This is a genomic window from Methylobacterium sp. CB376 (assembly GCF_029714205.1).
Lineage (GTDB): Bacteria > Pseudomonadota > Alphaproteobacteria > Rhizobiales > Beijerinckiaceae > Methylobacterium.
Map to the genome: position 1 here is coordinate 1560064 of NZ_CP121648.1, position 26495 is coordinate 1586558.

The window sequence follows — 26495 nt, forward strand, 5'->3', positions numbered from 1 at the left end:
GCGAAACTTATCTCGCGCAGGACGCGCTCGCCGGTCGGGGAACGCCGCGCCGCGCCGCAGGGGAACGGCGCCGGAGAGCGAGTTTGAGCCGGCTAATAAACGCGGCTGAGCGCGCGGCCGGCCTCGTGCTCGCGCTGCTGCTCGCCGGCCCGGCCCTGGCCCTCGACCCGGGCGACCTCACCCTCACGGTGACGCCCGAGACCGGCGGGAACGCCGCGCCTTTTCCGCGCGAGATGGTGCTCCTGCACATCCGCGGCACCTACCGCGCCCAGATCACCCTGGAGGATCTGCGCCAGCCCCCGCTGCAGAATTTCAGCTGGACCCAGCTCGGCCGCGACCGCTGGTTCAAGACCAGCATCGACGGCCAGGAGGCGCGCGGCTTCGAGCGGGTCGTGGCGGTGTTCCCCCAGCGCCCGGGCCTCTTCACCATCGAGCCCTTCGTGCATCACCTCACCCTCGTGGACGGCGGCGGGCGGCGGGTGGTCGACGTGCCCTCGGCGCCGGTCCCGATCGAGGTGAAGCCCTGGACGGGGCCGGGCGGACCCGACCAGAAGGACCCCTGGTGGCTGCCCGCCTCGGCGGTGGCGGTGACGGACGTGTGGAACCCCGAGCCCGAGACCCTCCGGGTGGGCGAATCCGCCCGCCGCACCGTGATCATCGAGGCGCGGGGCATGACCGGCGACGGGCTCCCGCCGCGCCCGATCATGCGCAGCCGGGGCGTGCTGACCTTCGCGGGCCCGACCGAGCGCCAGACCTTCATCACGCCCACCGGGCCGGTGAGCCGCGCCACCTACCAGTGGGACGTGCGCCCCGGCGTGGCCGAGCCGGTCACGCTCGCGGAGATCCGCGTTCCCTGGTTCGACACCGCGTCGCGCACCATGCGCGAGGCCGAGATTCCCGCCCGCATCGTCGGGAGCCGCGCCCGGGCGGAGCCCGACGAGGCCGACCTGCCGCCGCCCCGCTCCGCCTGGACGGCCGCGCTCGCCGGCACCCTCGCCTTCGGTCTCGGCGCGCTGTTGTTTGCCGGCTTCTTTTCGCGATCGGATCCCCGCGCCGCGACGCTGCGGGGCCTGAGGCGGGCCGCGCGGCGCGGCGACGCGCCGGCGTTCCGGGCATGCCTCGCCCGGACCGACGCGGCGCTCGCCGCGCATTGGCGGCGCGATCCCGCCACGGCCGGCCTCCTCGCTTCCCTCGACCGGGCCCTGTTCGGGCCGGGGGCGGAGGCGCCGCCCGACCTGCGGGCGCTGGTGCCGGCGCTCGGGCGCAGCCGACCCCCGCCGCCGGCGTCGCCCGATCCCCTCGCCCGCCTCGACGGCGCCCGCTGACGGCCCCGGTTCGGCCACCGCGCCTGCACGGAACGGCCAAGGTTGCGCGGCAGCCTGTCGCCGTAACGGCCAGACGGAGCACCCGCATGCCCTGCCTCACCCGCCGCGCCGCCCTGATCGGCTTTCTCCTCCTGCCCCGGGCGCTGCGGGCCGCCGAGGGCCCCGGCGAGGCCGTGGCGCGCCTCGCGGCGCTCGAACGCCACGATGGCGGGCGGCTCGGCGTCACCGTCCGGGACACCGGGACGGGCCGGATCCTGTCCTACCGGGCCGACGAGCGCTTCCCCCTCTGCAGCACCTTCAAGGCCGTCGCCGCCGCGGCGGTGCTGGCCCGGGTCGACCGGGGCGAGGAGAGCCTGGACCGGCGCATGGCCTACGGTCCCGAGGACCTCGACGCCTACGCGCCGGAGACCCGCCGGCGCGTCGGCGAGGGCGGCATCGACCTGCGGGCGGCCTGCGCGGCGGCGGTGATCTGGAGCGACAACACGGCCGCCAACCTGATGCTGCGGGCCCTCGGCGGCCCGGAGGCCGTCACGGCCTTCGCCCGCGCGCAGGGCGACGCGGTCACCCGCCTCGACCGCACGGAGCCGAGCCTCAACACGGCGATCCCGGGCGATCCGCGCGACACGACCAGCCCCGCCGCCATGGCGGCGCTGATGGAGCGCATCCTGGTCGGGCCGGTGCTCTCGGCCGAGAGCCGCGCGCTCCTCCTCGGCTGGATGACGCAGAGCCCGACCGGCGCCGAGCGCCTGCGCGCCGGGCTCAGCCCCGGCTGGCAGGTGGCCGACAAGACCGGCACCGGCGCGAACGGCACCGCCAACGTGGTGGCGCTGGTGCGCCGGCCCGGCGGCGCGCCGCTCGTGGCGAGCGTCTACCTCACCCAATCCCCCGCCCCGGCGGAGGCGCGCAACGGGCTCCACGCCGAGGTCGGCCGGCTCGTCGCGCGCACCTTCGCCTGATCCCGCCGCGCGATCGCCGCGAACACGAGCGGATGTTCGAGACCGACACCCCCAATACCCGCCCGCCTCCGAGACCACCCGCCGCCAAGACCGCCGATGTCCAAGACCACCCGCGCCACCCTGGCCCTCGCGAGGGCGTCCGTGCCGCACGGCCTCCGCGCCTACGCCTACGATCCCGACGCGCCGCGCATCGGCCTGCAGGCGGCGGAGGCGCTCGGCGTCGCGCCCGAGCGGGTGCTGAAGACGCTGATGGCCCAGGTCGACGGCAAGCCGGTCTGCGTGCTGGTGCCCTCGGACCGCGAGGTCTCCCTGAAGAAGCTCGCCGCGGCCTGCGCCGGCAAGGCGGCCGCCATGATGCGCCCCGCCGAGGCGGAGCGCCTGACCGGGTACCATGTCGGGGGCATCTCGCCCCTCGGCCAGAAGCGCCCCGTCCTGACCCTGGTGGAGGAGCAGGCCCTGCGCCACGAGCGGGTCTTCGTGAATGGCGGCCAGCGCGGCCTGCAGATCGAGATCGCCCCCGGCGACCTCGTGGCGGTGCTCGGCGCGCGCTCGGCCGCGCTCGTCGCCGCGGCCGAGGAGCCGGCGACGAAGCGTTAACCCTGCGCGCGCAGGCTGCCGCCTCGCGGGCGGAGGAGGAATCGGTGAACGAACGGGGCGGATCCGCGAAGGCGGGCCACGCGGTCGCGCTCGGGCTCCTGGTCGGCCTCGCCCTGCCGGCGGGGGCGGCCGATCTCGCCGAACCGGCCTATCAGGCCGAGATCCGGTATTTTCCCTACGGCGACGACGGGGTGGTGCGGCGCGCCGCTCCGCCCCGGGTCGTGCTGGCCTGCCCGCCGGGGGCGGGCGTCACGCCGACGAATGGGCCGCTCGATCCGAGCTACGTCGGCTCGTCCCTCGGCCTCGGCAAGCCGAGCTATTACGGCCTGACCCCGCCACCGGGGGTGGACGACCCGTACGGGCGGCGCCTCCGCGCCTGCCCGTGAGGGTCGGCGGGGTCACTCCTGCCGTGCGGTCACGGTCCGGCCTTGGCGAGCACGCGGGCGAGGCGGGCGGCGAGGGCCTCCGGCTCCGTCCCGACCGCGACCCGGTCGACGATCAGGCCGTTCTCGTCCACCAGCAGCACGGCGGCGCTGTGCGCGTAGGTGAAGTCGCCCCCGGGCAGGGCGACGCGCTCGGCCGTGATACCGAAGCCCTCGATGGCCTCGTCGATCGCCGGACGCTCGCCGGTGAGCGCGACGATGCGCGGATCGAACCCCGTCATGTAGGCGGCGAGCGCGGCCGGCGTGTCGCGCTCGGGATCGACGGTGACGAAGTAGATCCGCAGCTCGGGGTCGGGGACGGCCCGCAGCGCGAGGCTGAGCTGGGCCAGCGTCGTCGGGCAGATGTCGGGGCAGTGGGTGAAGCCGAAGAACAGCCCGTAGGGCCGTCCCGTCAGGGCCTCCGACTCCACGCTCCGGCCGGACGGGTCCCGCAGCGCGAAGTGGCCGGCGAGCGGGCTGGCCGGAGGCGCGGCGCGGAGCGCGGGGCGGGCCGGGATCTCGGTCGCGGAGCCGGGCGCCGCCATCGCGCCGAGGAGCAGCGCGAGGGCCGCGACGCGGCGGGCGCGGCGCCGGATGGGGTGGGGTTGCGCGCCGGTCAGGGGCATTCGTCGCCGCTCCAGGTGTAGCCGCCCTTCGCCTCCCGGGCGATCGCCGCGCAGACGCTCTCCGGGACGGAATCCGTGCAGGTGCGCCCGCCGACCTGGTCCCTGACGCGGCAGGCTCCGACGGCCGGCGCGGGCGGCTGCGCCGCCGTCCCGGGCGACTGCGACGCCGTCCCGGTCGCGGCCCGATCCGGCCGGGCCTGTTGCGCGCGGGCGACGCCCGCGGGAGCCAGCGCGAGCAGGGCTGCCGCGGCGATCCTGGCGATTCTCGACATGGTGCGCTCTCCGCTTCGGAGCCGGCGGTTACCGGATCCACACGACCTTCGCGACGCTCGGCACGCCGTTGCCGTCCAGCGCGAACAGCATCCAGGTGCCCGGCAGCAGGATCCCGGGATCGGCCGGCAGGGCCAGCTGGTAGGTGGTGCCGCTCGCGGCGGCGATGGCGAGGGGCACCCGGCGCTGGTCGTTGTTGGTCGAGTGCGTGACGCTGCCCAGCCGGACCAGGGCGAAGGCGGCCACGGCGCGGTCGGTCGCGACGGCGATCGTGCTGCCGAGGCCGGCGCTGGCCGGGGCCCGGGTGAGGACGGGCCGGCTCGCCGGGTTGCCCCGAGCGTCGAACAGGTAGGGCGGGGACAGGATCTCGAAGTTGAGGTGGTCGGCGCCGCCGCAGCCGCCGCACAGCCCGCCGCCGCCGAACAGCACCCGTCCGTCGAGGAGCAGCATGCCGATGCTGTGGTAGTTGCGCGGCACGGCCATGGGGGCGAGCCGCCGGACCTTGCCGGTCCGCGGGGACCAGATCTCCGGCATCATCACCGGCAGGTTGTCGGTGAACTGGGCCGCCACGTTCTGGCCGCCCGCGGTCACCACGTCGCCGTCGGGCAGGACGACGCTGTTCGCGTAGGCCCGCGCGAACAGCATCGGGGCCGCCTCGGCGAGGCCGACCGCGCCGTTCGGTCCGGCGCTGATGTCGATCGTGAAGGCGCTGTCGAGGGCGGGCGCGCCCGTATAGGCGGGGGCGCCGCCGGCCTTGTAGATCTTGCCGACGTCGTACAGCGTGGCGGTGCCGTTCACCGCGAAGAGGTCGTTGCCGCGCCGGCCGGCGAACCGCATCGTGCCGTCCCCGGCGGTGTCGATCCAGTGCATGTCCGTGCTCGGCCCGGCGTGGAAGACCGCCCCGTTGGAACTGGCGAACAGCCAGAAATGCGTGTCGCCGGGATAGATCGCGACGCTCGGATCGGCCGCCGCGTTGCCCTTCACGTTGCGCAGGACCCGCCAGCGATTCGCCGCGGCCGACCAGATCTCGCCGTCCTTGCCGCCCGCGCCGCCGGACCACGAGCCGCCGAACGTGAAGGATTCGCCGGTCGAGAGCGTGGTGCTCGCGTTGTAGCCGCGGGTGATGGTCATGTCGGCCACGCGGGTCCAGGAATTGGCGGCCGGATCGTAGATCGTCGCGAGGCCGGCCGAGATGCCGCCGGTGATCAGGATGCGGCCGTCCGGCAGCACGTTGGTGCCGGGACAGAACATGTCGTGGCCGGTCTGGGCGATGTAGGTGTCGGTCGCGCGGTCGGTGGCCGGGTCGTAGAGCGTCGTCCAGGTTCCGTTGCCGGAGCCGAAGCTGGTGCGCTGCTCGGCGGCCCAGAACAGGAGCTTGCCGTTGGGCAGCACCGCGCCGGCGACCGGGACGATGCCGATCTCGCGCGGGGCGGTCCAGGCGGAGGGCGCGCGGCCCTCCGGCCCGAGGATCGTCCAGCGCTGCGGATCGTTCGCGTCGCAATCCCACTGGAGGATGGCGCTGCCGGAAGTGCGGTTGCCGTTCGGCCCCGTCGGGGTCAAGCAGCGGCCCGAATGCATCGCGACGATCTCGGTCCAGCGGTCGATCCGGCGCAGGCGGAACAGGGCGTTCGGCGCCGCGGAGCAGCCCTGCGGCACGACGCGGGCGCCGTTGCCCATGCCGGCATTCTCGACGGCGAGGCACTGGCCGGTCAGGTCGCTCCTGATCTGGTAGCCGCCCGAGGTCGGCACGAAGGTCCAGGTCTGGCTCGCCTGATCCCGGCAGATCTGCTGGGCCACGCCGCCGCCGCCGGCATCGACGCAATTGCCCGAGCGGCGGTTGATGAGGATCGAGGCGCCGGTCGGCGCGGGTTCTCCGGGCGGCGGGCCGCCGCCCGTCTGCCCGCCCCCGGTCCCCGGACCGGTTCCGGGATCGGCATCGCCGCCCGGCACGCTGCAGCGCAGGGTGTAGACGACGTTGCGGCCGGGCGCGCCGGCATCGCCCCAGACGTCCTGCCGGCCGCCGGCGCTGGCGCAATCGCCCGCGATCTGGACCGCCCGCTCGCCCGGCGTGTCGCTGTAGACCAGGACGGGCGCGCCGTTGCGCGACTTGTCGCCGTTGGCCCAGATGCGCAGGCCCACGCCCCAGCGCCCGCCCGCCGGCACGCCGAACGGCTGCGAGGGCAGGTTCAGGCCCGGCGTTCCGATGCCGAAATTGTAGCTGGCGACCGTCGTCTGCGCGCCGACAGTGCCGTCGGGGTTGCGGATGAACAGGAACACGTCCTTGGCGTACCAGCCGTTGATCTCGGTCGGCGTCAGCGTCACCGCGAGGGCTTGCGGCGTCCCGGGATCCGTCCCGGGCGATGCGGCGGTGCAGCTGACGGAATAGACGATGTTCTGCCCCGGAGCGGCGGCGTCACCCCAGAGGTCCTGGCGATTCCCGAACCGGCAATCGCCCGAACTCTGGAAGGGGCGCTGGCCGGGCGCGTCGCTGAAGTACAGGACCGGCGGCCCGTTGCGCGACTTGTCGCCATTGGGCCAGACCCGCAGGCCGAAGCCCCAGCTCGCCGTCGCGACCGGCAGCGCGATCGGCCGCGACGGCAGGTTCATCCCGGCCGTCTGTCGCCCGAAATCGTAGGTGACGAGGTCGGTCTGGGCGATGACGGCGCCCGCGGCGTCGCGGGCGAACAGGAAAAGGTCCTTGGCGTACCAGCCATTCGCCGCCGTGAGCGTGATCGACACCCGCGTGCCCGGCGCGCCGGTGCCGCCCCCCTCGGCGCTCGCCCCGGCGGCGAAGGTCTGGTGGGTGCCGCCCGAGCAATCCCACTGGATCAGCTTCGTCCCGGCTGTCGCGAAGCCGCCGTAGACGTCGAGGCATTTGCCCGAATAGGCCGCCACGAGGCGCACCCCGCCGCCCTGGGCCTGGGCGGACCAGATCTGCTGCGTGACCGGGAGGCAGCGGATCTGCCAGACCGCGCTGCCGCCGCTGCGCGACATCTGCGAATCCAGGCACAGGCCCGTCGCCTGGTTGACGAGGTTGAACCCGCCGCCCGCCGGCCGGATCTGCCACGTCTGATCGGCGCCCCCGGTGCAGGGCTGCTGCTCGATCTGCACCGCCTCGGCCGGGTTGCCGCCCGGAACCGTCAGGCACATCCCGGAATGCAGGGCCCTGATCGGCCCCGACCCGGTGCGCGCGGCGAAGCTGATCTCCGCGGCCGCGGGCGAGGCCGCGAGCGCGAGGAGCACCAGGATCATCGCCCGGGGCACGGAGCGTTCTCGGCGGGACGGACGTCTCATGGCCGGCGGCATTCCCATCAGCGAGGAGGATCGGCTCATCGAACCTCGGGACAGACGCGCCGCGAGGCGCCCCGTGGCCAGGTGAGAAACGGCATTCCGGCGACGATTCGAGAGCATGGCGGCGTGATACGACGTCATCGGTAAAATTTTCCCCAAGGTCAATCGGCGCTGATCGGTCCGCATGGGGTCGCCGCGCCGCCTCATCCGATCCCGTCATTCCGTGAATATTTCTCAGGCCGACTCAGTCGTACCGAAACATCCGGCCGCAACGGCTTTTGCAAAGCGCCTCATGGCGCCGCGCCGCGGCCCGACCGCCCAGTCCATCCCCGATCGGAGAGCCGGATCACCTCTCACGGGCTGGGCTCCCGACTTCCGGACGGGCCGGGCGGGCGCGATCTCTGCCGTTTCATCAGGATGAATGGCGCGGCGCCGATCGCGACCGGCGCGGACGGCACGCGACGCCCCCTCGCCGCGCGGCCGGCGGCCGGGGCGGGTGCGGGGCGGGACCCGAGGCCGGGGGCTCCCGCGCGTTTCGTCCGGAAATGCTCTAGGGTCCCAGCCGAATCGACCCCGGAGCCCCGCGATGCCCCTCCCCTCTCCCTCCCCCGCCGCGGTCGCGCGGCTCGCCGACGTGCCGGCGCTGCGGGCCCAGGTGCGGGCGTGGCGGGAGGCGGGCGAGGCCGTCGCGCTGGTGCCGACGATGGGAGCCCTGCACGAGGGTCACCTCGCCCTGGTGCGGCAGGGGCGCGAGACCTGCCGGCGGGTCGTGGTCAGCATCTTCGTCAACCCGACGCAGTTCGGCCCGAGCGAGGATTTCTCCCGCTACCCGCGCGACCCGGAGCGCGACCTCGCGCTGCTCGCGGGGGCCGGGGCGGACGCGGCCTACCTGCCGGACGTCGCCACCATGTACCCGCCGGGCTTCTCCACCACGGTCAGCGTGGCCGGCCTCACCGAGGTGCTGTGCGGTCCGCTGCGGCCCGGCCACTTCGCGGGCGTCGCCACCGTGGTGACCAAGCTCCTGCTCCAGGCCCTGCCCGACCGGGCCCTGTTCGGCGAGAAAGATTATCAGCAATTGCAGGTGATCCGCCGCTTCGTGCGCGACCTCGACCTGCCGGTGACGATCGAGGGCGTGCCGACCGTGCGCGAGCCGGACGGGCTCGCCCTCTCGTCGCGCAACCTCTACCTGACCGCGGCCGAGCGCGAGGTGGCGCCGCGCCTGCACGCGGTGCTCCGGGACGTGGCCGAGGCGGTGCGGGGCGGCGGCGCGACGGGGCCCGCCCTCGCCGAGGGAAGCGTCGCCCTCGCGGCGGCCGGGTTCGCGCCCGTGCAGTATCTCTCGGTGAACGATGCCGACTCGCTGGCGCCGCTGGAGCGCGTGGACGGCCCCGCCCGCGTGCTCGCGGCGGCCTATCTCGGCCGCACCCGGCTCATCGACAACGTGCCCGTCTGATCCCAGCAATCATGTCTCATGACTGCCGGTTCCGTTCCCGGATCGTCGCCAGGCCTTTTCTTGGTGTCGACGATCCGGGAGGGTCAGCGGCCCGATGCGTCGGCGTCCCGGGCCGTCGCGGTCAGTCCCGCAGCAGCTCGTTGATGCCGGTCTTCGCCCGCGTGCCGGCATCGACCCGCTTGACGATCACCGCGCAGTAGAGCGCCGGGCCGGGCGCGCCGTCCGGCAGCGCCTTGCCGGGCAGCGAGCCCGAGACCACCACCGAGTAGGGCGGCACGCGGCCGTAGACGACCTCCCCGGTGGCGCGGTCGACGATCTTGGTCGAGGCGCCGAGATAGACGCCCATCGAGAGCACGCTGCCCTCGCCGACGATCACCCCCTCGGCCACCTCGGCGCGGGCGCCGATGAAGCAATTGTCCTCGATGATGACCGGGTTGGCCTGCAGCGGCTCCAGCACCCCGCCGATGCCGGCGCCGCCGGAGATGTGGCAGTTCTTCCCGATCTGCGCGCAGGAGCCGACCGTCGCCCAGGTGTCGACCATCGTGCCCTCGCCCACGTGGGCGCCGAGATTGACGAAGGAGGGCATCAGCACCGCGCCCGGAGCGATGAAGGCGCTGCGGCGCACGATGGCGCCCGGCACCGCGCGGAAGCCCGCCTGCCGGAAGCGCTCCGCGTCCCAGCCGTCGAACTTCGACGGCACCTTGTCCCACCACGCCGCGCCGCCCGGCGCGCCGGAGATCAGCTCCATGTCGGTGAGGCGGAAGGACAGCAGCACCGCCTTCTTCAGCCACTGATTCACCTGCCAGTCGGCGTTGCCGGACTTCTCGGCGACCCGGACCTGCCCGGAATCCAGGAGGGCGAGCGCCGCCTCGACGGCCTCGCGCACGGGGCCCTGGGTGGCGGCCGTCACGTCCGCGCGGTCCTCCCAGGCGGCTTCGATGGTCCGGGCGAGATCGGCGTGCGACATGGGCGGGAGTCCTGGCAGGGAGTCTTGCGAGGGGGTCCGGAGAGGGAGCCCCGCGAGGGGAGCGGTCGGGCGCCTGCTTAGCAAAGCCCCGCCGCCGCTGTCATCCCGGATCCCTTCTGGCCGGATCCCTTCTGGCCGGATCCCTCGCCGCCGGATCCTCCCCGGGCGCGGCGGCCCACAGCCCGCTCAGCGCCCGCGTCAGGGCGGTCAGCTCCTCCGCGATGGCGTCGTGGATCGCCGCGGCGGTCTCGGGGAAGACTTCGAGCACCCGGCGCATCAGGGCGCGGGGGATCACCATCACCGCCGCCTCGGTGGCGGCCCGCGCCGTGGTCGGGCGCTCCTGGACCAGGAACAGGGCGGTCTGGCCGATCAGCGCCGAGGGGCCGGCCTCGACCGGGGGCGTGCCCGCGGGGCGCGGGTCGAGCCGGATCGTGCCGCGCAGCACCACGAAGCCGCCATCGGCCGGCTCGCCGCGCCGGAACAGGACGCTCTCCGGGGCCAGCGTCCGATGCTCGGCGGCGAAGGAGATCAGCCTCAGCGCGTCCCGGGGCATCAATCCGAAGAGCGGGCTCGCGGCCAGGATCGCGATGTCGTCGTCGAGCGCCAACGGCCCCCTTCTCCCCCTGCCGCCCGGGGGCGGTCGAGAAACTGCTTAGCCGATCGGGCGTCGCCGTACCACGGCCGATCAGGGCAGCAGCTTGTAGCCGCCGCCCTCCGTCACCAGGATCGAGGCGGCGGCGGGGTTCGGCTCGATCTTCTGGCGCAGGCGGTAGATGTGGGTCTCCAGGGTGTGGGTCGTGACCTGGGCGTTGTAGCCCCAGACCTCGGCCAGCAGGGTGTCGCGCCCGACGACCTGCCGGCCCGCCCGGTAGAGGAAGCGCAGGATAGCGGTCTCCTTCTCGGTGAGCTTCAGCTTCGAGCCGCGCTCGCCGACGAGGAGCTTGGCGCCCGGCCGGAACGTGTAGGGGCCGATCTGGAAGATCGCGTCCTCGCTCGCCTCGTACTGGCGCAGCTGCGCCCGGATGCGGGCGAGCAGCACCGCGAACTTGAACGGCTTGGTGACGTAGTCGTTGGCGCCCGCGTCGAGGCCCATCACGGTGTCGGCCTCCGAGGTCTGGGCCGTCAGCATGATCACCGGGCTGCGGAAGCCGCTCTGGCGCATCTGCCGGACCGCCTCGCGCCCGTCGAGGTCGGGCAGCCCGACATCCATCACGACGAGGTCGACGCGCTCGGCCGCGACCCGGGCGAGCGCCCCCTGGGCGGTCTCCTCCGTCGCCACGGCGAATTCGGCGTGCAGTTCGAGCTGCTCGGTGAGGGTCTCGCGGAGCGAGGGATCGTCGTCGACGACGAGCAGGCGGTGGGCGTTCGACATCGGAACGACACTCTTGATGAACGCGACCCGGCCGAACCGCCGGCTTCCCTCACGATCGACGCCCCGGGCTCACCCCGGCCGGCCCTGCGCGTGCGGCACGGGACCGCTGCTTAGCAGCATGCGTGGCCGAGAGTAGCGGAGCGCGATGTCGCGGCAAGGCCCGCCCTTGCCGTGTCCACCCCCGCGCGCGACGGAGCGTTTCCGGCATGTTACGCAGGAGTCCGGGGCGGCAGCGTCCCGTCGGGCCGCTTCGGGGCCGGGCGCAGATTGCTGGGCGCCGCCAGGGCCGGGCGCTCCACCCGCACCGGACAGCCCTGCAGCCAGAGATAGACGCGCAGGGCCAGCCACGCGTCCTCCAGCGCCCCGTGCCGCGCCCCCGCCCGCGCCAGCTTCACGCGCCGGCAGACCGCGTCGAGGGCGGACGAGCCGGGCTCGCCCCGGCGGCGATAGGCCTCCATCGTGCAGTAGGTCGGGCGCGCGGGATCGGGCCGGCCCGCGGCCCGGAACTCGCGCGCCAGGAAGCCGAGGTCGAAGGCGGCGTTGTGCGCGACCACGAGGTCGGCCCCGGCGAGGAGCGCCGCGACGGCGTCGAGGTGGCCGCGGGCCGGGTCCTGGTGGCGCAGGAGCCAGTCGTCGTAGCCGTGCACCGCCTCCGCCCTCGGGTGGCTGGGCCGTCCGGGATCGAAGATCAGGTGGTGGCAGGCGAGGACGGGGCTCCCGCCGAGGAGCGTGGCGGTGTCGAGGAGGACGGCGCCGAAGCTGACGACCCGGTCCTCCGCGCCGAGGCCCGTGGTCTCGACGTCGACCGCGAGGAGCCGCCCCGGCAGGTGCCCGAGCCAGTCGGGCACCGCCGCACCCTGCGCCATCCCGTGCGCCATCGCCGCCTCCTGGAGACTCCCGCCCGAACGTCCTAAACCGGCAGCCATGAAGCGCACCACCCTCTCGGCCCTGCGCCTGCGCGCGAGCGTCCGCGACCGCTCCCGGGGCACGCTCCTCGCGGGCCCCGTGCAGATCCCCTGCGCCCTCGGCAAGGGCGGGCGCAGCCACGCCAAGCGCGAGGGCGACGGCGCCTCGCCGCGGGGCGCCTTCCGCCTGCGCGGCGGCTACTTCCGGCCCGACCGGTGCGGGATCCGCCCGGCCTGCGGCCTCGGGCTGCGCCCGATCCGCCCGCGGGACGGCTGGTGCGACGACCCGCGCGACAGGCGCTACAACCGCCCCATCCCCCTCCCCTCCCCGGGCGTGAGCGCCGAGACCCTGTGGCGGGAGGACGGCCTCTACGACATCGTGATCGACCTCGACTACAATCGCGGCCCGATCCGGCGGGGGCGCGGCAGCGCCATCTTCCTGCACTGCGCCCGGCCCGGCTTCCTGCCCACGGAGGGCTGCGTCGCCCTGCGCCGCCGCGACCTCGCCCGGCTGCTCGCCCGGATCGGGCCGCGGACGCGCCTCGTCATCTGATCCCTCGGCCGCCTCGCGCGGAGCCGGCGCGGCCCTCCGCAGGGTCATGCTGCGTCGCAGCATCGATCGGGCCGGTTTCACCAATATTGGTAACGCTGCCATGCTCGCCTGCCCCGCAAACATCCGGTATGGTCCGCCGCAATCCGCAATTCGGCCATAAATCAGCAGGGAGACGCGCATGCCGCTTGAGGCTTATTCCGCGACCGAAATCGTGCGCGCCCGGCAGATCCACGCTGCGGAAGGACCGAAGGGCACCCTCTGGGACGAGCGCGTGCGCCACCGGCAGGATCTCGACGCGCTGGTGCTGCTGTCCGACGACGACCGGTTGCGCTTCCTCGAACAGGCCCGCGAGGAGATCCGCCGCCTGCACGCGAATTGAGCCGCGGCGGGCCGAGGGGGCGGTCCGCCTGCCTCGCACGGGTGCCCCGGCATCCGCCCTAGCCCTTCGCCGGCCGCGCCCCGAAAATCGCGCTGCCCACCCGGACATGGGTGGCGCCCATCTGGATCGCCGCCGGGTAGTCGGCGCTCATGCCCATCGACAGCACCGCGAGCCCGTGGCGGGCGGCGATCCGGGCGAGCAGCGCGAAATGCGCCGAGGGCGGGTCCTCGGCGGGCGGGATGCACATCAGCCCCTCGATCGTCAGCCCGTGCGCGTCGCGGCACTCGGCCAGGAAGGCGTCGGCCGCGGCCGGCGAGACGCCGCCCTTCTGCGGCTCGTCCCCCGTGTTCACCTGAACGAGGAGGCGCGGGCGCCGACCGGTGCGGGCGATCTCCCTCGACAGGGACGCTGCCAGGGAGGACCGGTCGAGGGAGTGGATCACGTCGAACAGCTCCACGGCCTCCCGGGCCTTGTTCGACTGGAGCGGGCCGATCATGTGCAGCTCCACGTCCGGGTAGCGGGCCCGGAGCGCCGGCCACTTGGCCCTGGCCTCCTGCACGTAGTTCTCCCCGAACAGCCGCTGACCCGCCTCCAGGGCCGGGACGATCCCCTCCGCCGGCACGGTCTTCGACACGGCGACGAGGGCGACCGCGTTCGGGTCGCGCTCGTGGTCCCGCGCCGCGCGGGCGATCTCGGCCCGCACCGTCGCCAGATTCGCCGCGACTGCCGCCGCCTCGATCATCGATCCCCTCCCTCGCGCTCCCCGCGGCTCGACCGTTGACCCCGGGGACCAAACCGTGTCCTAGAGGCTGTCATGGACCGGAGACAGGTGTTGTGTCGCGTCAGCGACGTCCAGCCCGCGGCGTCGGCCGGCGACGCACCCGGCGCCCGACCCTGGCCGGCACAACGCCTGTCCCCGGTCCATCACAGCCTCTAGTCCGCCGGCGCCGCGCCGGGCAAGCTCAACCGCTTGCGGTCGCGGCGCTCTCCCGTCCCGCCTCCAGGCCCGGTCCCGCCGGCCGGCGCCGCCCCGTCCCACGAAGACGCTCCCCATGGCCGAACGCTACAACCCGAAAGAATCCGAGCCCCATTGGCAGGCGGTCTGGGCCGAGCGCGACCTCTTCCGCACCCGCAACGAGGATCCCCGGCCCACCTACTACGTGCTGGAGATGTTCCCCTACCCGTCGGGCCGCATCCACATGGGCCACGTGCGCAACTACGCGATGGGCGACGTGGTGGCGCGCTACAAGCGCGCCAAGGGCTTCAACGTGCTCCACCCGATGGGCTGGGACGCCTTCGGCTTGCCGGCCGAGAACGCCGCCATGGAGCGCAAGATCAATCCGCGCGAGTGGACCTACGCCAACATCGCCACGATGAAGGGCCAGCTCAAGGCGATGGGCCTGTCGCTGGACTGGAGCCGCGAGGTCGCGACCTGCGACCCGTCCTACTACAAGCACCAGCAGCGCATGTTCCTGGACTTCCTGAAGGCCGGGCTGGTGACGCGGCGCACCGCCAAGGTGAACTGGGACCCGGTCGACCACACCGTGCTGGCCAACGAGCAGGTGATCGACGGGCGCGGCTGGCGCTCGGGAGCCCTGGTCGAGCAGCGCGAACTGACCCAGTGGTTCTTCAGGATCACCGACTACGCGCAGGACCTGAGCGACCGGCTCGACACGCTGGAGCGCTGGCCGGAGAAGGTCCGGTTGATGCAGAAGAACTGGATCGGCCGCTCGGAGGGGCTGGAGCTGCGCTTCGCCCTGGCGGCGCCTGACGGCGCGGCGCCTGACGGCGCGCCCGATGGCGTCCCCTCCGAGGTGAAGGTCTACACGACGCGGCCCGATACCCTGTTCGGGGCGAAGTTCCTGGCGGTCGCGGCGGATCACCCCCTGGCCGCCGCCGTGGCGGCCACCTCCCCCGCCCTGCGGGACTTCATCGCCGAGTGCCGCCGGATCGGGACCGCGCAGGAGGCGATCGACACGGCGGAGAAGCTCGGCTTCGACACCGGGCTGAAGGTTCGCCACCCCCTCGACCCGACTTGGCTGCTGCCGGTCTACGTCGCCAATTTCGTGCTGATGGAGTACGGCACCGGCGCCGTGTTCGGCTGCCCGGCCCACGACCAGCGCGACCTCGACTTCGCCAACAAGTACGGGCTCGGCAACGTCCCGGTCGTCTGCCCGCCCGGGACCGACCCGGCCGGTTTCGTGATCACCGACGTCGCCTATGAAGGTGACGGCCGCATGATCAACTCGCGCTTCCTCGACGGCATGACCACCGAGGCGGCGTTCGCGGCCGTGGCAGCGCGCCTCGAAGCGGAGCGGCTCGGCGAGGCGCCGGTCGCGCAGCGCCGGGTGCAGTTCCGCCTGCGCGACTGGGGCGTCTCCCGCCAGCGCTACTGGGGCTGCCCGATCCCCGTCATCCACTGCGAGTCCTGCGGCGTGGTGCCGGTGCCGGTCGAGGACCTGCCGGTGACGCTGCCCGAGGAGGTGTCCTTCGACCAGCCGGGCAACCCGCTGGAGCGGGACGCGGCGTGGCGCAACGTGCCCTGCCCGGTCTGCGGCGCTCCGGCCCGGCGCGAGACCGACACCATGGACACGTTCGTGGATTCGTCCTGGTACTTCGCGCGCTTCACGGCGCCCTGGCTGACCGACGCCCCGACCGACCCGGCGACGGCCGACCGCTGGCTCCCCGTCGACCAATATATCGGCGGCATCGAGCACGCGATCCTGCACCTGCTCTACTCGCGCTTCTTCGCCCGGGCGATGCGCAAGGTCGGCTGGGGCGGGGCGGACGAGCCTTTCGCCGGCCTGTTCACCCAGGGCATGGTGGTCCACGAAACCTACAAGGACGCGTCCGGGGCCTGGGTGCAGCCGGTGGACGTGCGGATCGCCGTCGAGGACGGGGAGCGCCGGGCGTTTCACGTGAAAACCGGCGCGCCGATCATAATCGGCTCGATCGAGAAGATGTCGAAGTCGAAGCGCAACGTGGTCGACCCGGACGACATCATCGCCTCCTACGGGGCGGATACCGCGCGCTGGTTCATGCTGTCGGACTCGCCGCCCGAGCGCGACGTGATCTGGACGGAGGACGGCGTGCAGGGCGCCTCGCGCTTCGTCCAGCGGGTCTGGCGCCTCGTCAACGAGATCGCCGAGCGGCCCGAGCAGGCCGGCGACGCGGCCGCCGACCTCGCCCTGCGCAAGGCGGCGCACCGGGCCCTGGCCGCGCTCGGCGAGGATATCGAGCGCCTGCGCTTCAACCGCTGCGTCGCCCACCTGTACGAGCTGGCGAACACGCTCCAGGACGCGCTCGCCGGCCCGGCGCCGCTCGGGCGGCCCGCGCTGATCGAGACCGGCCGCATCCTGGTGCAGCTGCTCGCCCCGATGATGCCGCACCTCGCGGAATCCTCATGGGCGGTGCTCGGACAGCCGGGCCTGGTCGCGGAGGCCCCCTGGCCGGAGGCCGACCCAGCCCTGCTCGTCGAGGCCAGCATCACGCTGCCGGTGCAGGTGAACGGCCGGAAGCGCGCCGACGTGACGGTGCCGCGCGAGGCCGACGCCGCCGCGGTCGAGGCCGCCGTGCTCGCCCTGGAGGCGGTGCAGCGCGCCCTCGACGGCAAGGCGCCGCGCAAGGTGATCGTGGTGCCCCAGCGCATCGTCAACGTCGTGGCCTGAGGCGGGGACGATTCGCGGCGGGGATCCGTGAGGAAAGCGGGGACGGCGCGCCCCGCCTCCACGCTCCCGCCGCAGAGCTTTCCTATATCCTGCGGGTCCGGGTCGGTGTCGCGCCGACCCGGCGACCGAATCAGGATCCGCTCGCGGCGGAGGACGGGACCGGCATGGCACGCAGCACGGTAGGCACGGCGCGACGCTTCGCACTCGCCGGGATGGTGATGCTCGGCCTGTCCGGGTGTTTCCGGCCGCTCTACGGCCCGACCGCCTCCGGCGCGCCGCTGAGCGCGGTGCTGGCCTCGATCCAGGTCGACCCGGCGACGACGGCCCAGGGCCAGGAGCGCCTCGGCCACTACCTGCGCAGCGAGCTGGTCTTCGACCTCGACGGGGCCGGCCAGGCGCCGGAGAAGCGCTATCGGCTCACGCTCGCGGTGAGCGAGACGGTGCAGACCCCGATCGTGAGCTCGGTCACGGCCCGGGCCGAGTCCGCCACGCTGTACGGCAGCGCCGCCTACAAGGTGGTGAGCCTCGACGGCAGCCGCACCCTCACGGAGGGCACCGCCACCGGCCTCGCGAGCTACGACCGCTCGGTGCAGCGCTTCGCCAGCCTGCGCGCGGCCCGCGACGCGGAGATCCGCCTCGCCAAGCTCCTGGCGGACCAGATCAAGACGCGCGTCGCCGCGATCCTTGCCACGCAGCCGTGACGGCGATCCGCCCGGGCGACGTCGAGGGCCTGCTGCGCCGCGGGCCCGACCCGCGCGTCGCCGTGATCCTGGTCTACGGCCCCGACACGGGGCTGGTGGCCGAGCGCGCCCGCAGCCTCGCGGAGGGCGCGGTGGCGGACCCGTCCGACCCCTTCGCCCTGGTCAAGATCGACGGGGACGTGCTGGCGGGCGATCCCGGCCGGCTCCTCGACGAGGCCGGGACGGTCGGGCTGTTCGGGGGCCAGCGGGCGATCTGGGTGCGGCCCGGCAGCCGCCCCATCGCGCCGGCCGTCGAGGCCCTGCTCAAGGCGGAGCTGCCGGCGGCCCGCGTCGTGGTGGAGGCGGGCGACCTCGCCAAGTCGGCGCCGCTGCGGGTCCTCTGCGAGCGCTCGCCGCGGGCCCTCGCCCTCCCCTGCTACCCGGATGACGCGCGGACCCTCGCCGACCTGATCGACGCGCGGCTCCAGGCCGAGGGCCTGCGCATCGCGCGCGACGCCCGCGAGACCCTGGCGGCGAGCCTCGGGGGCGACCGCCGCGCCAGCCTCGGCGAGATCGAGAAGCTCGCCCTCTACGCGCGCGGGCAGCGCGAGATCAGCCTCGAGGACGTGGAGGCGGTGGCGAGCGACGTCTCGGGATCCGTCCTCAACGCCCTGATCGACGCCGCCTTCGCGGGTCAGGCCGGCGAGGCCGAGCGGAGCTACCGGCGCTTCCGGGTCGAGGGCATGGACGCCTCGGTGATGTTGGGGGCGGCCCTGCGCCACGCCCTCGCGCTGCTCGCCGCGCGCCTCGACGGCCAGGGCCAGTCGCCGGGCCAGATCGTGGCGAGCTGGCGCGGCCTGCACTTCCGGCGCCAGAGGATCGTCGAGGTCCAGCTGGCGCGCTGGTCGCCGGAGGCGCTCCGGCGCGCCGTCGCCCGCCTGCAGGAGGCCGTGCTCGCCTGCCGGCGCGCCGAGGCGGAATTCGCGCACGCCCTGGCGAGCGACGTCCTGGTCCGGATCGCCCTGGAGGCCGGGCGCCGCGCCTGAGCGACGCCGACATCCGCATGGCCGAAATCGGAGATGGCGAAGCCATCAACCGGATGTCGTTGGAGCGCGATGCGGGCCCCCTCCCCTCGCCGCTCAGCCCTGCATCTCGAGCCGGCGGCAGATCGCGTCCAGCTGATCGAGGCTGGCGTAGCGCAGGCGCAGTTCCCCGCCGCCGCCGCGATGCTCGATCGAGACGGTCACCCCGAGCGCGTCCTCCAGGCGCCGCTCCAGGGCGCGGGTGTCGGCATCCTTCTCCGGCGGCGCCCGGCGCGGGCGGCCGGGACGCGGGCCGGACTCGGCGGGCTGCTCGGCGGCGGCCAGGGCCTCGACCTCGCGCACCGTCAGCCCCTCGGCGACGACCCGGCGGGCCACCGCCTCCGGGTCCCTGACGGCGAGCAGGGCGCGGGCGTGGCCCGCGGTGAGCGCGCCCGCCACCACCTGCTCCTGCACCGATGGCGGCAGGTTCAGCAGGCGCAGCGTGTTGGCGAGGTGGCTGCGGCTCTTGCCCATGATCTCGGCCAGCTCGGTCTGGCTGTAGCCGAACTCGCTCATCAGCCGCTCGTAGCCGGCGGCCTCCTCGATCGGGTTGAGGTCGGCGCGCTGGACGTTTTCCAGGATGGCGTATTCGAGGGAGGTGCGGTCGTCGATCTCGACCACGACCACCGGGACTTCGTGCAGGCCGGCGCGCTGGGCGGCCCGCCAGCGGCGCTCGCCGGCGACGATCTCGAACGTGTCCGGCACCGCGGCGACGCCGCGCACCACGATCGGCTGGATCACGCCGCGGGTGCGGATCGAGGCCGAGAGCTCCTCCAGCTCGGCCTCGGCGAAGTGGCGGCGGGGATTGCGCGGATTGGGGCGCAGGAACTCGATCGGCACCCGGCGCTGACCGCGGCGGTCGATCGGCGCCGGAGGCGCGTCCTCGCCGACATCGCCGATCAGCGCCGCGAGCCCGCGTCCGAGCCGCGGGCGGGCCACCTCTTCCGCCATATCCTGGTGTCCTCGTGTCTCGTGACCCCGGCGCTCACGCGGCTGCGGGGAGGCGTCCTTCGCGCTGGATGATCTCGGAGGCCAGGCGCAGGTAGGCCTGCGAGCCGGCGCATTTCAGGTCGTAGAGCAGGACCGGCTTGCCGTGCGAGGGCGCCTCGGAGACGCGCACGTTGCGGGGGATCATCGTCTCGTAGACCTTGTCGCCCATGAAGGCCCGCACATCCGCCACGACCTGGGTCGAGAGGTTGTTGCGCGGGTCGAACATGGTGAGCACGATGCCCTGGATCGCGAGCCGCGGGTTGAGCGTGCCCCTCACCTGCTCCACCGTCCGCAGCAGCTGGCTCAACCCCTCCAGCGCGAAGAACTCGCATTGCAGCGGCACCAGCACCGCGTCGGCCGCCGCGAGGGCGTTGATGGTGAGGAGGTTGAGGGAGGGTGGGCAGTCGATCAGCACGTAGGTGAAGCGCTCCTCCTCGGCCATCTCGCCGCGGGTCAGCGGTTCGAGGACGCGGCGCAGGCGGTGGGCGCGGTCCTGCGCGCTCGCCATCTCCATCTCGAGGCCGAGCAGGTCCATGGTCGAGGGGGCGATCGCGACGCGCGGCACGGCGGTCGCCTGGACGGCCTCTTTCAGGGCGGCCTCGCCCGCGAGAACGTCGTAGGTCGAGAGGCGGCGCTGGCGGCGGTCGATCCCGAGCCCCGTCGAGGCGTTGCCCTGCGGATCGAGGTCGATGATCAGCACCTGCTCGCCGATCGCCGCCAGGGCGGTGCCGAGATTGATGGCCGTCGTGGTCTTGCCGACGCCGCCCTTCTGGTTGGCGAGCGCGATGATGCGAAGGGGCCGCGCGGAGCGGGCCGGCGCCTCGGAAGGTTCCACTGTCATGGAAGCGGGTCGCTCAAGCTGGAGATGCGGACGATCCCCGCGGAGGAATCGGTCCGGCTCGGGATCACATCCGCCACGAATGTCCACTTTTCGCGGGCGGCGGTCAATTCGGATTGGGCCTCCCGGCCCTTCGGAAACAGCCCGATGGTGCCGCTTTTCAACAGCGGGGCCGTCCAGGCGATGAGCTGCGGCAGGGGCGCGAGGGCGCGGGCGCAGACCACGTCGACGCCGCGGAAACCGGCGACGACGCGCTCGATCCGGGCGACGTGGATCCGGGCCGGGGCGCCGGTGAGGCGGGCGGTTTCCTGCAGGAAGGCGCCCTTGCGGGCATTGCTCTCGACGAGGTCGACGCGCAGGTCGGGGCGATTCCGCACCCCGGCGATCGCCAGGATCAGGCCCGGGATGCCGGCGCCGCTGCCGAGGTCGAGCCAGGTCCGCGCCTGCGGGGCGGCGTCGAGGAGCTGCAGGGAATCGGCGATGTGGCGCGTCCAGACATCCGGCAGGGTGGCCGGGCCGACGAGGTTCTTGATCGCCTGCCAGCGCGTGAGCTGGGCGACGTAGAGGTCGAGGGCGGCGGCTGTTTCACGTGAAACACCCGCCTCCGCCAGCACCCTGTCGCGGTCGGAGGGCACCATCACGCCTCCGCCGGAGCGGCCGCGTCGGCCCGCCTGGCATGGGCGGCCAGCAGGGTCAGAGCCGCGGGGGTCACACCCTCGATCCGTGCCGCCTGGCCCAGCGTGTGCGGCCGCACGCAATCCAGCTTCAGCCGCAACTCGTTCGACAGGCCGGCGATGCGGCCGTAATCGAGAGAGGCCGGAAGTCGCACCGCCTCGTCGCGCCGGAAGGCCGCGATGTCGGATCGCTGCCGGTCGAGATAGACCGCGTAGGCCGCGTCGGTGCGCAGCCGCTCGGCGACGCGGGGCGGGACGGCCGCGAGTTCGGGCCAGATCGCCGCGAGGCGCGGCCAGTCGATCTCCGGATAGGAGAGGAGCTGGAAGGCGCTGCGCCGGATCCCGTCCCGGTTCAGGGCGAGGCCGTGCCGGGCCGCCTCGCTCGGCGTGATCGCGAGCGCGTCGAGCCGCGCGCGGGCCGCGGCGAGGGCCTGCTGGCTCTCGGCAAAGTGGCGGGCCCGCGCGGCCCCGACGCAGCCGAGCGCGATGCCCCGCCCGGTGAGCCGCTCATCCGCGTTGTCGACCCGCAGGCTGAGCCGGTACTCGGAGCGCGAGGTGAACATCCGGTAGGGCTCGCTCACGCCATGCGTGACGAGGTCGTCGATCATGACGCCGATGTAGGACTCGGCCCGGTCGAGGACGGCGAGGGCCGATCCGGCGGCGAGGCGCGCGGCGTTGATCCCCGCCAGGATGCCCTGGCCGGCCGCCTCCTCGTAGCCAGTGGTGCCGTTGATCTGGCCGGCCAGGAACAGGCCGGCGACCCGGCGGGTCTGGAGCGTCGGGTCGAGCTCGCGCGGGTCGACGTAGTCGTACTCGATCGCGTAGCCCGGCCGCAGCATCGCGGCCCGCTCGCAGCCCGGGATCAGGCGCAGGACCGCGCGCTGGACCTCCTCGGGCAGGGCGGTCGAGATGCCATTCGGGTAGATCGTGGGATCGTCCAGCCCCTCCGGCTCCAGGAAGATCTGGTGCCCGTCGCGGTCCCCGAAGCGCACCACCTTGTCCTCGATCGAGGGGCAGTAGCGCGGACCGCGGCTGGTGATCCCGCCCGAGTACATCGGCGAGCGGTGCAGGTTGGCGCGGATCAGGTCGTGCACCGCCTGCGTGGTGCGGGTGACGCCGCACTCGATCTGCGGCGTGGTGATCCGGTCGGTCAGGCTGGAGAAGGGCACCGGCTCGTCGTCGGCGGCCTGCTTCTCGATCCCGGCCCAGTCGATGGTGCGTCCGTCGAGGCGGGCCGGGGTGCCGGTCTTGAGCCGGCCGAGCCCGAAGCCGTGCCGGTCGAGGGTGGCGGCGAGGCCGAGGGCCGGCGCCTCGCCAACCCGTCCGGCCGGCATGGTCCGCTCACCGATATGGATCAGACCGCGCAGGAAGGTCCCGGTCGTCAGCACCACGGCCGCGCAGGGGAGGGCGCGCCCGTCCGCCAGCACGATGCCCGTGACGCGCCCCTCCACCACGGCCAGGTCGTGCGCCTCGCCCTCGATCAGCGAGAGGTTGGGCGTGGCTGCCAGCGCCTCCTGCATCGCCCGGGCGTAGAGCTTGCGGTCGGCCTGGCTGCGGGGCCCGCGCACCGCCGGTCCCTTGCGGCGGTTCAGCAGACGGAACTGGATCCCGGCGCGGTCGGCGACGCGGCCCATCAGCCCGTCGAGGGCGTCGACCTCGCGCACGAGGTGGCCCTTGCCGAGGCCGCCGATGGCGGGGTTGCACGACATGGCGCCGAGCGTGGCGCGGCGGTGGGTGACGAGCGCCGTGGCGGCGCCCAGGCGCGCGGCGGCCGCGGCGGCTTCCACGCCGGCATGGCCGCCGCCGACGACGATCACGTCGAAGCGGGTGCGGTCGATTCGCTGCATGCGAGATCTCTGGGCGGGCAGCCCGAGATCGTCAACCGGGAAGTCGGGGAGGGCGCGTGTTTCACGTGAAACGGGGAAAGCGATTGGAGAATCGTGGCTGTTTCACGTGAAACAGCCTCGCTCCGCCGCAGCGCGGGCGCGCCCGCGCGAGCGGATCCTCCTCGCGGCCCCGCTTCACTTCCCGATGCAGAAACTGGAGAACAGTCGGTCCAGCATCTCCTCGACGCCGACCCGGCCCGCCACCGCCCCGAGGGCCCGCACCGCGAGGCGCAGGTCCTCGGCGACCAGTTCCGCCGGCATCGTCTCGGCCCCGGCGATCGCCCGCCCGAGATGGGCCGCGCATTCCTCGAGCGCGCGGCGCTGCCGCTCGCGCGTCACCACGGCGTCGCCACGGCCGAGCGCGGCCCCCGCCGCGGCCGCGACGCGGTCGAGAAGCATCGCGAGCCCCTCGCCGGTCAGGGCCGAGATCGCGAGCGCCCCGTCCACGCCGCCGCCCGGATCCCGCCCGAGATCCCGCTTGGTGTGCACGACCAGGGCTCCCTTCGGCGCCGCGGCGCCGCCCTCGGGCGGCACCAGCCACAGCACGAGATCCGCCTCCTCGATCCGCCGCCGGCTGCGCGCCATGCCCTCGGCCTCGATCGGGTCCGCCCCTTCGTCCCGCAGCCCGGCCGTGTCGACGAGGAGCACCGGCAGGCCGTCGAGGTCGCAGCGGACCTCGATCGCATCCCGCGTGGTGCCGGGGATCGGCGAGACGATCGCCGCCTCCCGCCGGGCGAGGGCGTTGAGCAGCGTCGATTTGCCGGCATTGGGCGGACCGGCCAGGACCACCACGAACCCCTCCCGCAGCCGCTCGCCCCGCCGTCCCTCCGCCAGCGCCGCCAGGATCGCGTCCCGCACCCGCGCGGCCGCGGCGAGACCCGACGCCGACAGGGCCGATTCGTCCACGTCGCCCTCGTCCGAGAAGTCGAGCGCGGCCTCGGCCCCGGCGAGCACGCCGAGCAGGGTGTCCCGCCAAGCCTCCACGAGCCGGCCGAGCGCCCCGTCGAGCTGCCGCATCGCCTGCCGGCGCTGCGCTTCCGTCTCGGCATCGATCAGGTCGGCGAGACCCTCGACCGCGGTCAGGTCCATGCGGCCGTTGAGGAAGGCCCGCCGCGTGAAGGCGCCGGGCTCGGCCGGGGCGAGGCCCGGCAGGCGGCCGAGCACCCGAAGCACGGCCGCGCGGACGGCCGCCCCGCCGTGAAGGTGCAACTCGGCGCTGTCCTCGCCCGTGAAGGTCGCGGGACCGGGCAGCCAGACCACCAGGGCACGGTCGAGCACCTCGCCCGTCCCCGGGTCGCGCAGCTGCCGCAGCGACAGGCGCCGCGGCAGGGGAGGGGGGTGGCCCGTCAGCGCCGTGAGACATGAGGCCGCTCCCGGTCCGCTGATCCGGATCACCGCCACCGCGGCCCGTCCGAATCCCGAGGCCGGCGCGAAGATCGTGTCGGTCAAGACGTCGCTCCTCCGGGGGCTCCGCCCCGCACCCCGCGCGGGCGCCGCCCGCGCCCCGCCGGGAACTCGCCCCCGGAGCCCGGGATTGACAGCGCCGGTCCGTCCTGTCGAGCATCGCGGCGCCGCAGCGTCATCGTTCCGGCACCATTCAGGCCAATCCCCCTAGGGCTGGCCATCCTCCCGTCTCCGTCGAGTCCGCCATGCCGCCTGCCTCCCCGCCCGATGCGGCGCTGATCGTGCGCCGCCTCGCCCTCGCGCTCCCGACGCTCGCGACGGCCGCCGCGCTGGCCGGGCTCGCGGCCGCGGCGAGCCCGGCCGACGGTCTCCTCGACGGCGCCGTCCTGGTGCTGTTCTGCCTCGTGATGACGTGGCAGGCCTACGTGGCGTGGCAATACGTCTACGGCGCCGCCGCCGCCTGGCTCAAGCGGCGCGTCGTCTCCGCCGTCGAGGCGGCGGCCCCGACGGTGCCGCTGGCGCCGTCCGGGCGGAGCCGCACGGTGCTGGCGGTGGCGATCCACGCCGAGGACCCCGTCGCAGTCTTCGCAGCGATCCGGGTGATGGCCCGCTCCATCGCCCGGGCGGGCGGCGGCGGCGACATCGACATCTTCGTCCTCAGCGACACGCGGGACGCCGCCATCGCCGCCGCCGAGGAGCGCGAACTCGCCCGCGCCCGGGCGTGGTGCGAGGCCGCCGGTCCCGGGCTGCCGCGCCTGCGCTATCGCCGCCGGGCCGAGAATACGGGCCGCAAGGCCGGCAACATCGCGGAGTTCTGCCGCCGCCACGGCGACGCCTACGAGTTCATGGTCGTGCTCGACGCCGACAGCCTGATGAGCGGCGCCACGATCCGCCGGCTGATCCGGCTGATGGAGGCGCATCCGCGCGTCGGGCTGATCCAGACGGTGAGCTACGCGGCCGGGCGCGACACGCTCTTCGCCCGCATCCAGCAATTCGCCGTGCGCCTCTACGCGCCGCTCTCGATCCGCGCCCTCGACACCTGGCAGGGCCCGGACGGCAGCTACTGGGGCCACAACGCCATCCTGCGCCTGCGCGCCTTCGCGGCGCATGCCGACCTGCCGGTTCTGCCCGGACGGCCGCCGCTCGGCGGCGAGATCCTCTGCCACGACACCGTCGAGGGGGCGCTGCTGCGCCGCGCCGGCTGGGAATTACGCCTGCTGCCGGAGGAGGGGGGCACCTGGGAGGAGATGCCGACGAACCTCGTCGACCTCCTCGGGCGCGAGCGCCGCTGGTGCCAGGGAAACCTGCAGCATCTCGGCCTCGTCGGCACGCCCGGCCTCACGGCCGGGAGCCGCTGGCACCTCCTGGTCGGGATCCTGTCCTACCTCGCCTCGCCGCTCTGGCTCGCCTTCCTGACCCTCGGCACGGCCCGGGCTGTCCTGCGCGGCGATCTCGGCCTGCTCGCCTACGGGCTCACCGGCGAGGGGGAGGCGGCCGGCGCGCTCGCGGCGCTCACCCTGGCGGTCCTGGCGGCGCCCAAGCTGCTCAGCCTCGGCCACGTCCTCCTCAGCCGCGAGCGGCGGAGCGCCTTCGGCGGAACCCGCCGGCTCCTCCTCAGCGCCGCCCTCGAACAGGTGGTCTGGGTGCTGCTCTGGCCGGTGCTGATGCTGTTCAACGCCGGGGCGGTGGCTTCGACCCTGGCCGGCAAGGTCGTGCGCTGGGACGCGCAGGTGCGCGACGACCGGCAGGTCCCCTGGTCGGAGGCGGCCCGGCTGCAGGCCGACGCGCTGATCGCGGGGGGCGTCCTGGCCATACTCCTCGCCGTCGCGGGCGATCCGTGGCTGGCCGCCTGGATGGGGCCCGTCGCCGCCAGCCTCCTGCTCAGCCCCGCCCTCAGTGTGCTGACGAGCCGCGCCGATCTCGGCCAGGGCGCGCGGCGGCGCGGGCTGTTCCTGACCGTGGACGACACCGCGCAGGCGCCGGAGCTGCGCGACCTCGCGGCGGCCCGGGCCGGCCGGCCGCCGGAGCCGGAGCGCCCGCGCGCCCAGCCCGTCGCGGGGGAGGGGCCGGTCTGGCTCGCCACCGTCACGGACGACGCCGCGGCCTCGCCCCCGCGCTGAGCCGGCCCGCGGACCCGCCGGGACGGGCGCCGGACGG

At 74.1% G+C, this 26495-nt stretch carries 24 protein-coding genes; 11 read left to right on the forward strand and 13 right to left on the reverse strand.

What is annotated here, in order from left to right; genetic code table 11:
• The first annotated feature begins 125 nt into the window (after positions 1 to 125).
• From QA634_RS07050 to QA634_RS07065, 4 genes are all read left to right on the forward strand, one after another.
• Entirely contained in the window at positions 126 to 1325 is a 1200-nt protein-coding gene (locus QA634_RS07050; protein ID WP_012331322.1) for a BatD family protein, read from the forward strand.
• Positions 1326 to 1411: 86 nt separating this feature from the next.
• Complete coding sequence (gene bla, locus QA634_RS07055) at positions 1412 to 2281, forward strand: class A beta-lactamase (RefSeq protein WP_012331323.1); 870 nt, start codon at positions 1412 to 1414, stop codon at positions 2279 to 2281.
• Positions 2282 to 2377: 96 nt separating this feature from the next.
• Entirely contained in the window at positions 2378 to 2878 is a 501-nt protein-coding gene (gene ybaK / locus QA634_RS07060; RefSeq protein WP_012331324.1) for a Cys-tRNA(Pro) deacylase, read from the forward strand.
• Positions 2879 to 2922: 44 nt separating this feature from the next.
• Positions 2923 to 3264 (forward strand): hypothetical protein, encoded by a 342-nt coding sequence (locus tag QA634_RS07065; protein ID WP_012331325.1) that lies wholly within the window; start codon positions 2923 to 2925, stop codon positions 3262 to 3264.
• A gap of 29 nt (positions 3265 to 3293) precedes the next feature.
• Here QA634_RS07065 and QA634_RS07070 read toward each other — a convergent pair whose 3' ends face one another.
• Genes QA634_RS07070 through QA634_RS07080 form a run of 3 tightly spaced genes read right to left on the reverse strand, consistent with a single transcriptional unit; the run spans position 3294 to position 7460 of the window.
• Entirely contained in the window at positions 3294 to 3926 is a 633-nt protein-coding gene (locus QA634_RS07070; protein ID WP_012331326.1) for an SCO family protein, read from the reverse strand.
• Positions 3917 to 4198 carry a hypothetical protein gene (locus QA634_RS07075; protein WP_012331327.1) on the reverse strand — a complete coding sequence of 94 codons (282 nt, stop codon included), beginning with the start codon at positions 4196 to 4198 and terminating at the stop codon, positions 3917 to 3919. Before QA634_RS07075 ends, QA634_RS07070 begins: the two co-directional genes overlap by 10 nt.
• 28 nt (positions 4199 to 4226) lie before the next feature.
• Entirely contained in the window at positions 4227 to 7460 is a 3234-nt protein-coding gene (locus tag QA634_RS07080; RefSeq protein ID WP_265576551.1) for an RICIN domain-containing protein, read from the reverse strand.
• Positions 7461 to 8073: 613 nt separating this feature from the next.
• Here QA634_RS07080 and panC point away from each other — a divergent pair.
• The gene (gene panC, locus QA634_RS07085) at positions 8074 to 8940 is read left to right on the forward strand and encodes a pantoate--beta-alanine ligase (protein WP_012331329.1); all 867 of its coding nucleotides are present in this window, start codon (positions 8074 to 8076) and stop codon (positions 8938 to 8940) included.
• Between the two features lie 121 nt (positions 8941 to 9061).
• Here the strand turns inward: panC and dapD are convergent, their stop codons facing one another.
• The 4 genes from dapD to QA634_RS07105 form a co-directional block, all read right to left on the reverse strand.
• Entirely contained in the window at positions 9062 to 9907 is an 846-nt protein-coding gene (gene dapD, locus QA634_RS07090; protein ID WP_012331330.1) for a 2,3,4,5-tetrahydropyridine-2,6-dicarboxylate N-succinyltransferase, read from the reverse strand.
• A gap of 100 nt (positions 9908 to 10007) precedes the next feature.
• Positions 10008 to 10514 carry a cyclic nucleotide-binding domain-containing protein gene (locus tag QA634_RS07095; RefSeq protein ID WP_012331331.1) on the reverse strand — a complete coding sequence of 169 codons (507 nt, stop codon included), beginning with the start codon at positions 10512 to 10514 and terminating at the stop codon, positions 10008 to 10010.
• Positions 10515 to 10592: 78 nt separating this feature from the next.
• Positions 10593 to 11279, reverse strand: coding sequence for a response regulator transcription factor (locus QA634_RS07100; protein ID WP_012331332.1), 687 nt, complete (start codon positions 11277 to 11279; stop codon positions 10593 to 10595).
• A gap of 209 nt (positions 11280 to 11488) precedes the next feature.
• A complete protein-coding gene (locus QA634_RS07105; protein ID WP_012331333.1) occupies positions 11489 to 12157 on the reverse strand; it encodes a 3'-5' exonuclease in 669 nt (222 codons plus the stop codon).
• 46 nt (positions 12158 to 12203) lie between these two features.
• Here QA634_RS07105 and QA634_RS07110 point away from each other — a divergent pair, with 46 nt between their 5' ends.
• On the forward strand, positions 12204 to 12737 hold the full coding sequence (locus QA634_RS07110; RefSeq protein ID WP_012331334.1) for a L,D-transpeptidase family protein: 534 nt from the start codon (positions 12204 to 12206) through the stop codon (positions 12735 to 12737).
• Between the two features lie 178 nt (positions 12738 to 12915).
• Positions 12916 to 13116 (forward strand): hypothetical protein, encoded by a 201-nt coding sequence (locus QA634_RS07115; RefSeq protein ID WP_012331335.1) that lies wholly within the window; start codon positions 12916 to 12918, stop codon positions 13114 to 13116.
• 58 nt (positions 13117 to 13174) lie between these two features.
• Here the strand turns inward: QA634_RS07115 and QA634_RS07120 are convergent, their stop codons facing one another.
• Positions 13175 to 13858: a YggS family pyridoxal phosphate-dependent enzyme gene (locus QA634_RS07120; protein WP_012331336.1), complete on the reverse strand. Its 684-nt coding sequence runs from the start codon at positions 13856 to 13858 to the stop codon at positions 13175 to 13177.
• A gap of 310 nt (positions 13859 to 14168) precedes the next feature.
• On the opposite strand from QA634_RS07120, the gene leuS reads away from it, so the two are divergent.
• The 3 genes from leuS (at position 14169) to holA (ending at position 18510) form a co-directional block, all read left to right on the forward strand.
• Positions 14169 to 16784 (forward strand): leucine--tRNA ligase, encoded by a 2616-nt coding sequence (gene leuS, locus QA634_RS07125; RefSeq protein ID WP_283027358.1) that lies wholly within the window; start codon positions 14169 to 14171, stop codon positions 16782 to 16784.
• Between the two features lie 164 nt (positions 16785 to 16948).
• Positions 16949 to 17485 (forward strand): LPS assembly lipoprotein LptE, encoded by a 537-nt coding sequence (gene lptE / locus QA634_RS07130; RefSeq protein WP_012331338.1) that lies wholly within the window; start codon positions 16949 to 16951, stop codon positions 17483 to 17485.
• Positions 17482 to 18510, forward strand: coding sequence for a DNA polymerase III subunit delta (holA, locus tag QA634_RS07135; protein ID WP_012331339.1), 1029 nt, complete (start codon positions 17482 to 17484; stop codon positions 18508 to 18510). The genes lptE and holA overlap by 4 nt, the downstream gene beginning before the upstream one ends.
• Positions 18511 to 18603: 93 nt before the next feature.
• Here the strand turns inward: holA and QA634_RS07140 are convergent, their stop codons facing one another.
• From QA634_RS07140 to mnmE, 5 genes are all read right to left on the reverse strand, one after another.
• Positions 18604 to 19497, reverse strand: a complete 894-nt coding sequence (locus QA634_RS07140) for a ParB/RepB/Spo0J family partition protein (RefSeq protein WP_012331340.1) — start codon at positions 19495 to 19497, stop codon at positions 18604 to 18606.
• A gap of 34 nt (positions 19498 to 19531) precedes the next feature.
• On the reverse strand, positions 19532 to 20377 hold the full coding sequence (locus QA634_RS07145; RefSeq protein WP_043700900.1) for a ParA family protein: 846 nt from the start codon (positions 20375 to 20377) through the stop codon (positions 19532 to 19534).
• Positions 20374 to 21012 carry a 16S rRNA (guanine(527)-N(7))-methyltransferase RsmG gene (gene rsmG, locus QA634_RS07150; RefSeq protein ID WP_012331342.1) on the reverse strand — a complete coding sequence of 213 codons (639 nt, stop codon included), beginning with the start codon at positions 21010 to 21012 and terminating at the stop codon, positions 20374 to 20376. The genes QA634_RS07145 and rsmG overlap by 4 nt, the downstream gene beginning before the upstream one ends.
• Positions 21012 to 22895 carry a tRNA uridine-5-carboxymethylaminomethyl(34) synthesis enzyme MnmG gene (mnmG, locus tag QA634_RS07155; RefSeq protein ID WP_012331343.1) on the reverse strand — a complete coding sequence of 628 codons (1884 nt, stop codon included), beginning with the start codon at positions 22893 to 22895 and terminating at the stop codon, positions 21012 to 21014. The genes rsmG and mnmG overlap by 1 nt, the downstream gene beginning before the upstream one ends.
• Positions 22896 to 23069: 174 nt before the next feature.
• Positions 23070 to 24383: a tRNA uridine-5-carboxymethylaminomethyl(34) synthesis GTPase MnmE gene (gene mnmE, locus QA634_RS07160; protein ID WP_012331344.1), complete on the reverse strand. Its 1314-nt coding sequence runs from the start codon at positions 24381 to 24383 to the stop codon at positions 23070 to 23072.
• 200 nt (positions 24384 to 24583) lie between these two features.
• On the opposite strand from mnmE, the gene mdoH reads away from it, so the two are divergent.
• Positions 24584 to 26458, forward strand: coding sequence for a glucans biosynthesis glucosyltransferase MdoH (gene mdoH / locus QA634_RS07165; protein ID WP_012331345.1), 1875 nt, complete (start codon positions 24584 to 24586; stop codon positions 26456 to 26458).
• The last annotated feature ends 37 nt before the right edge of the window (positions 26459 to 26495 follow it).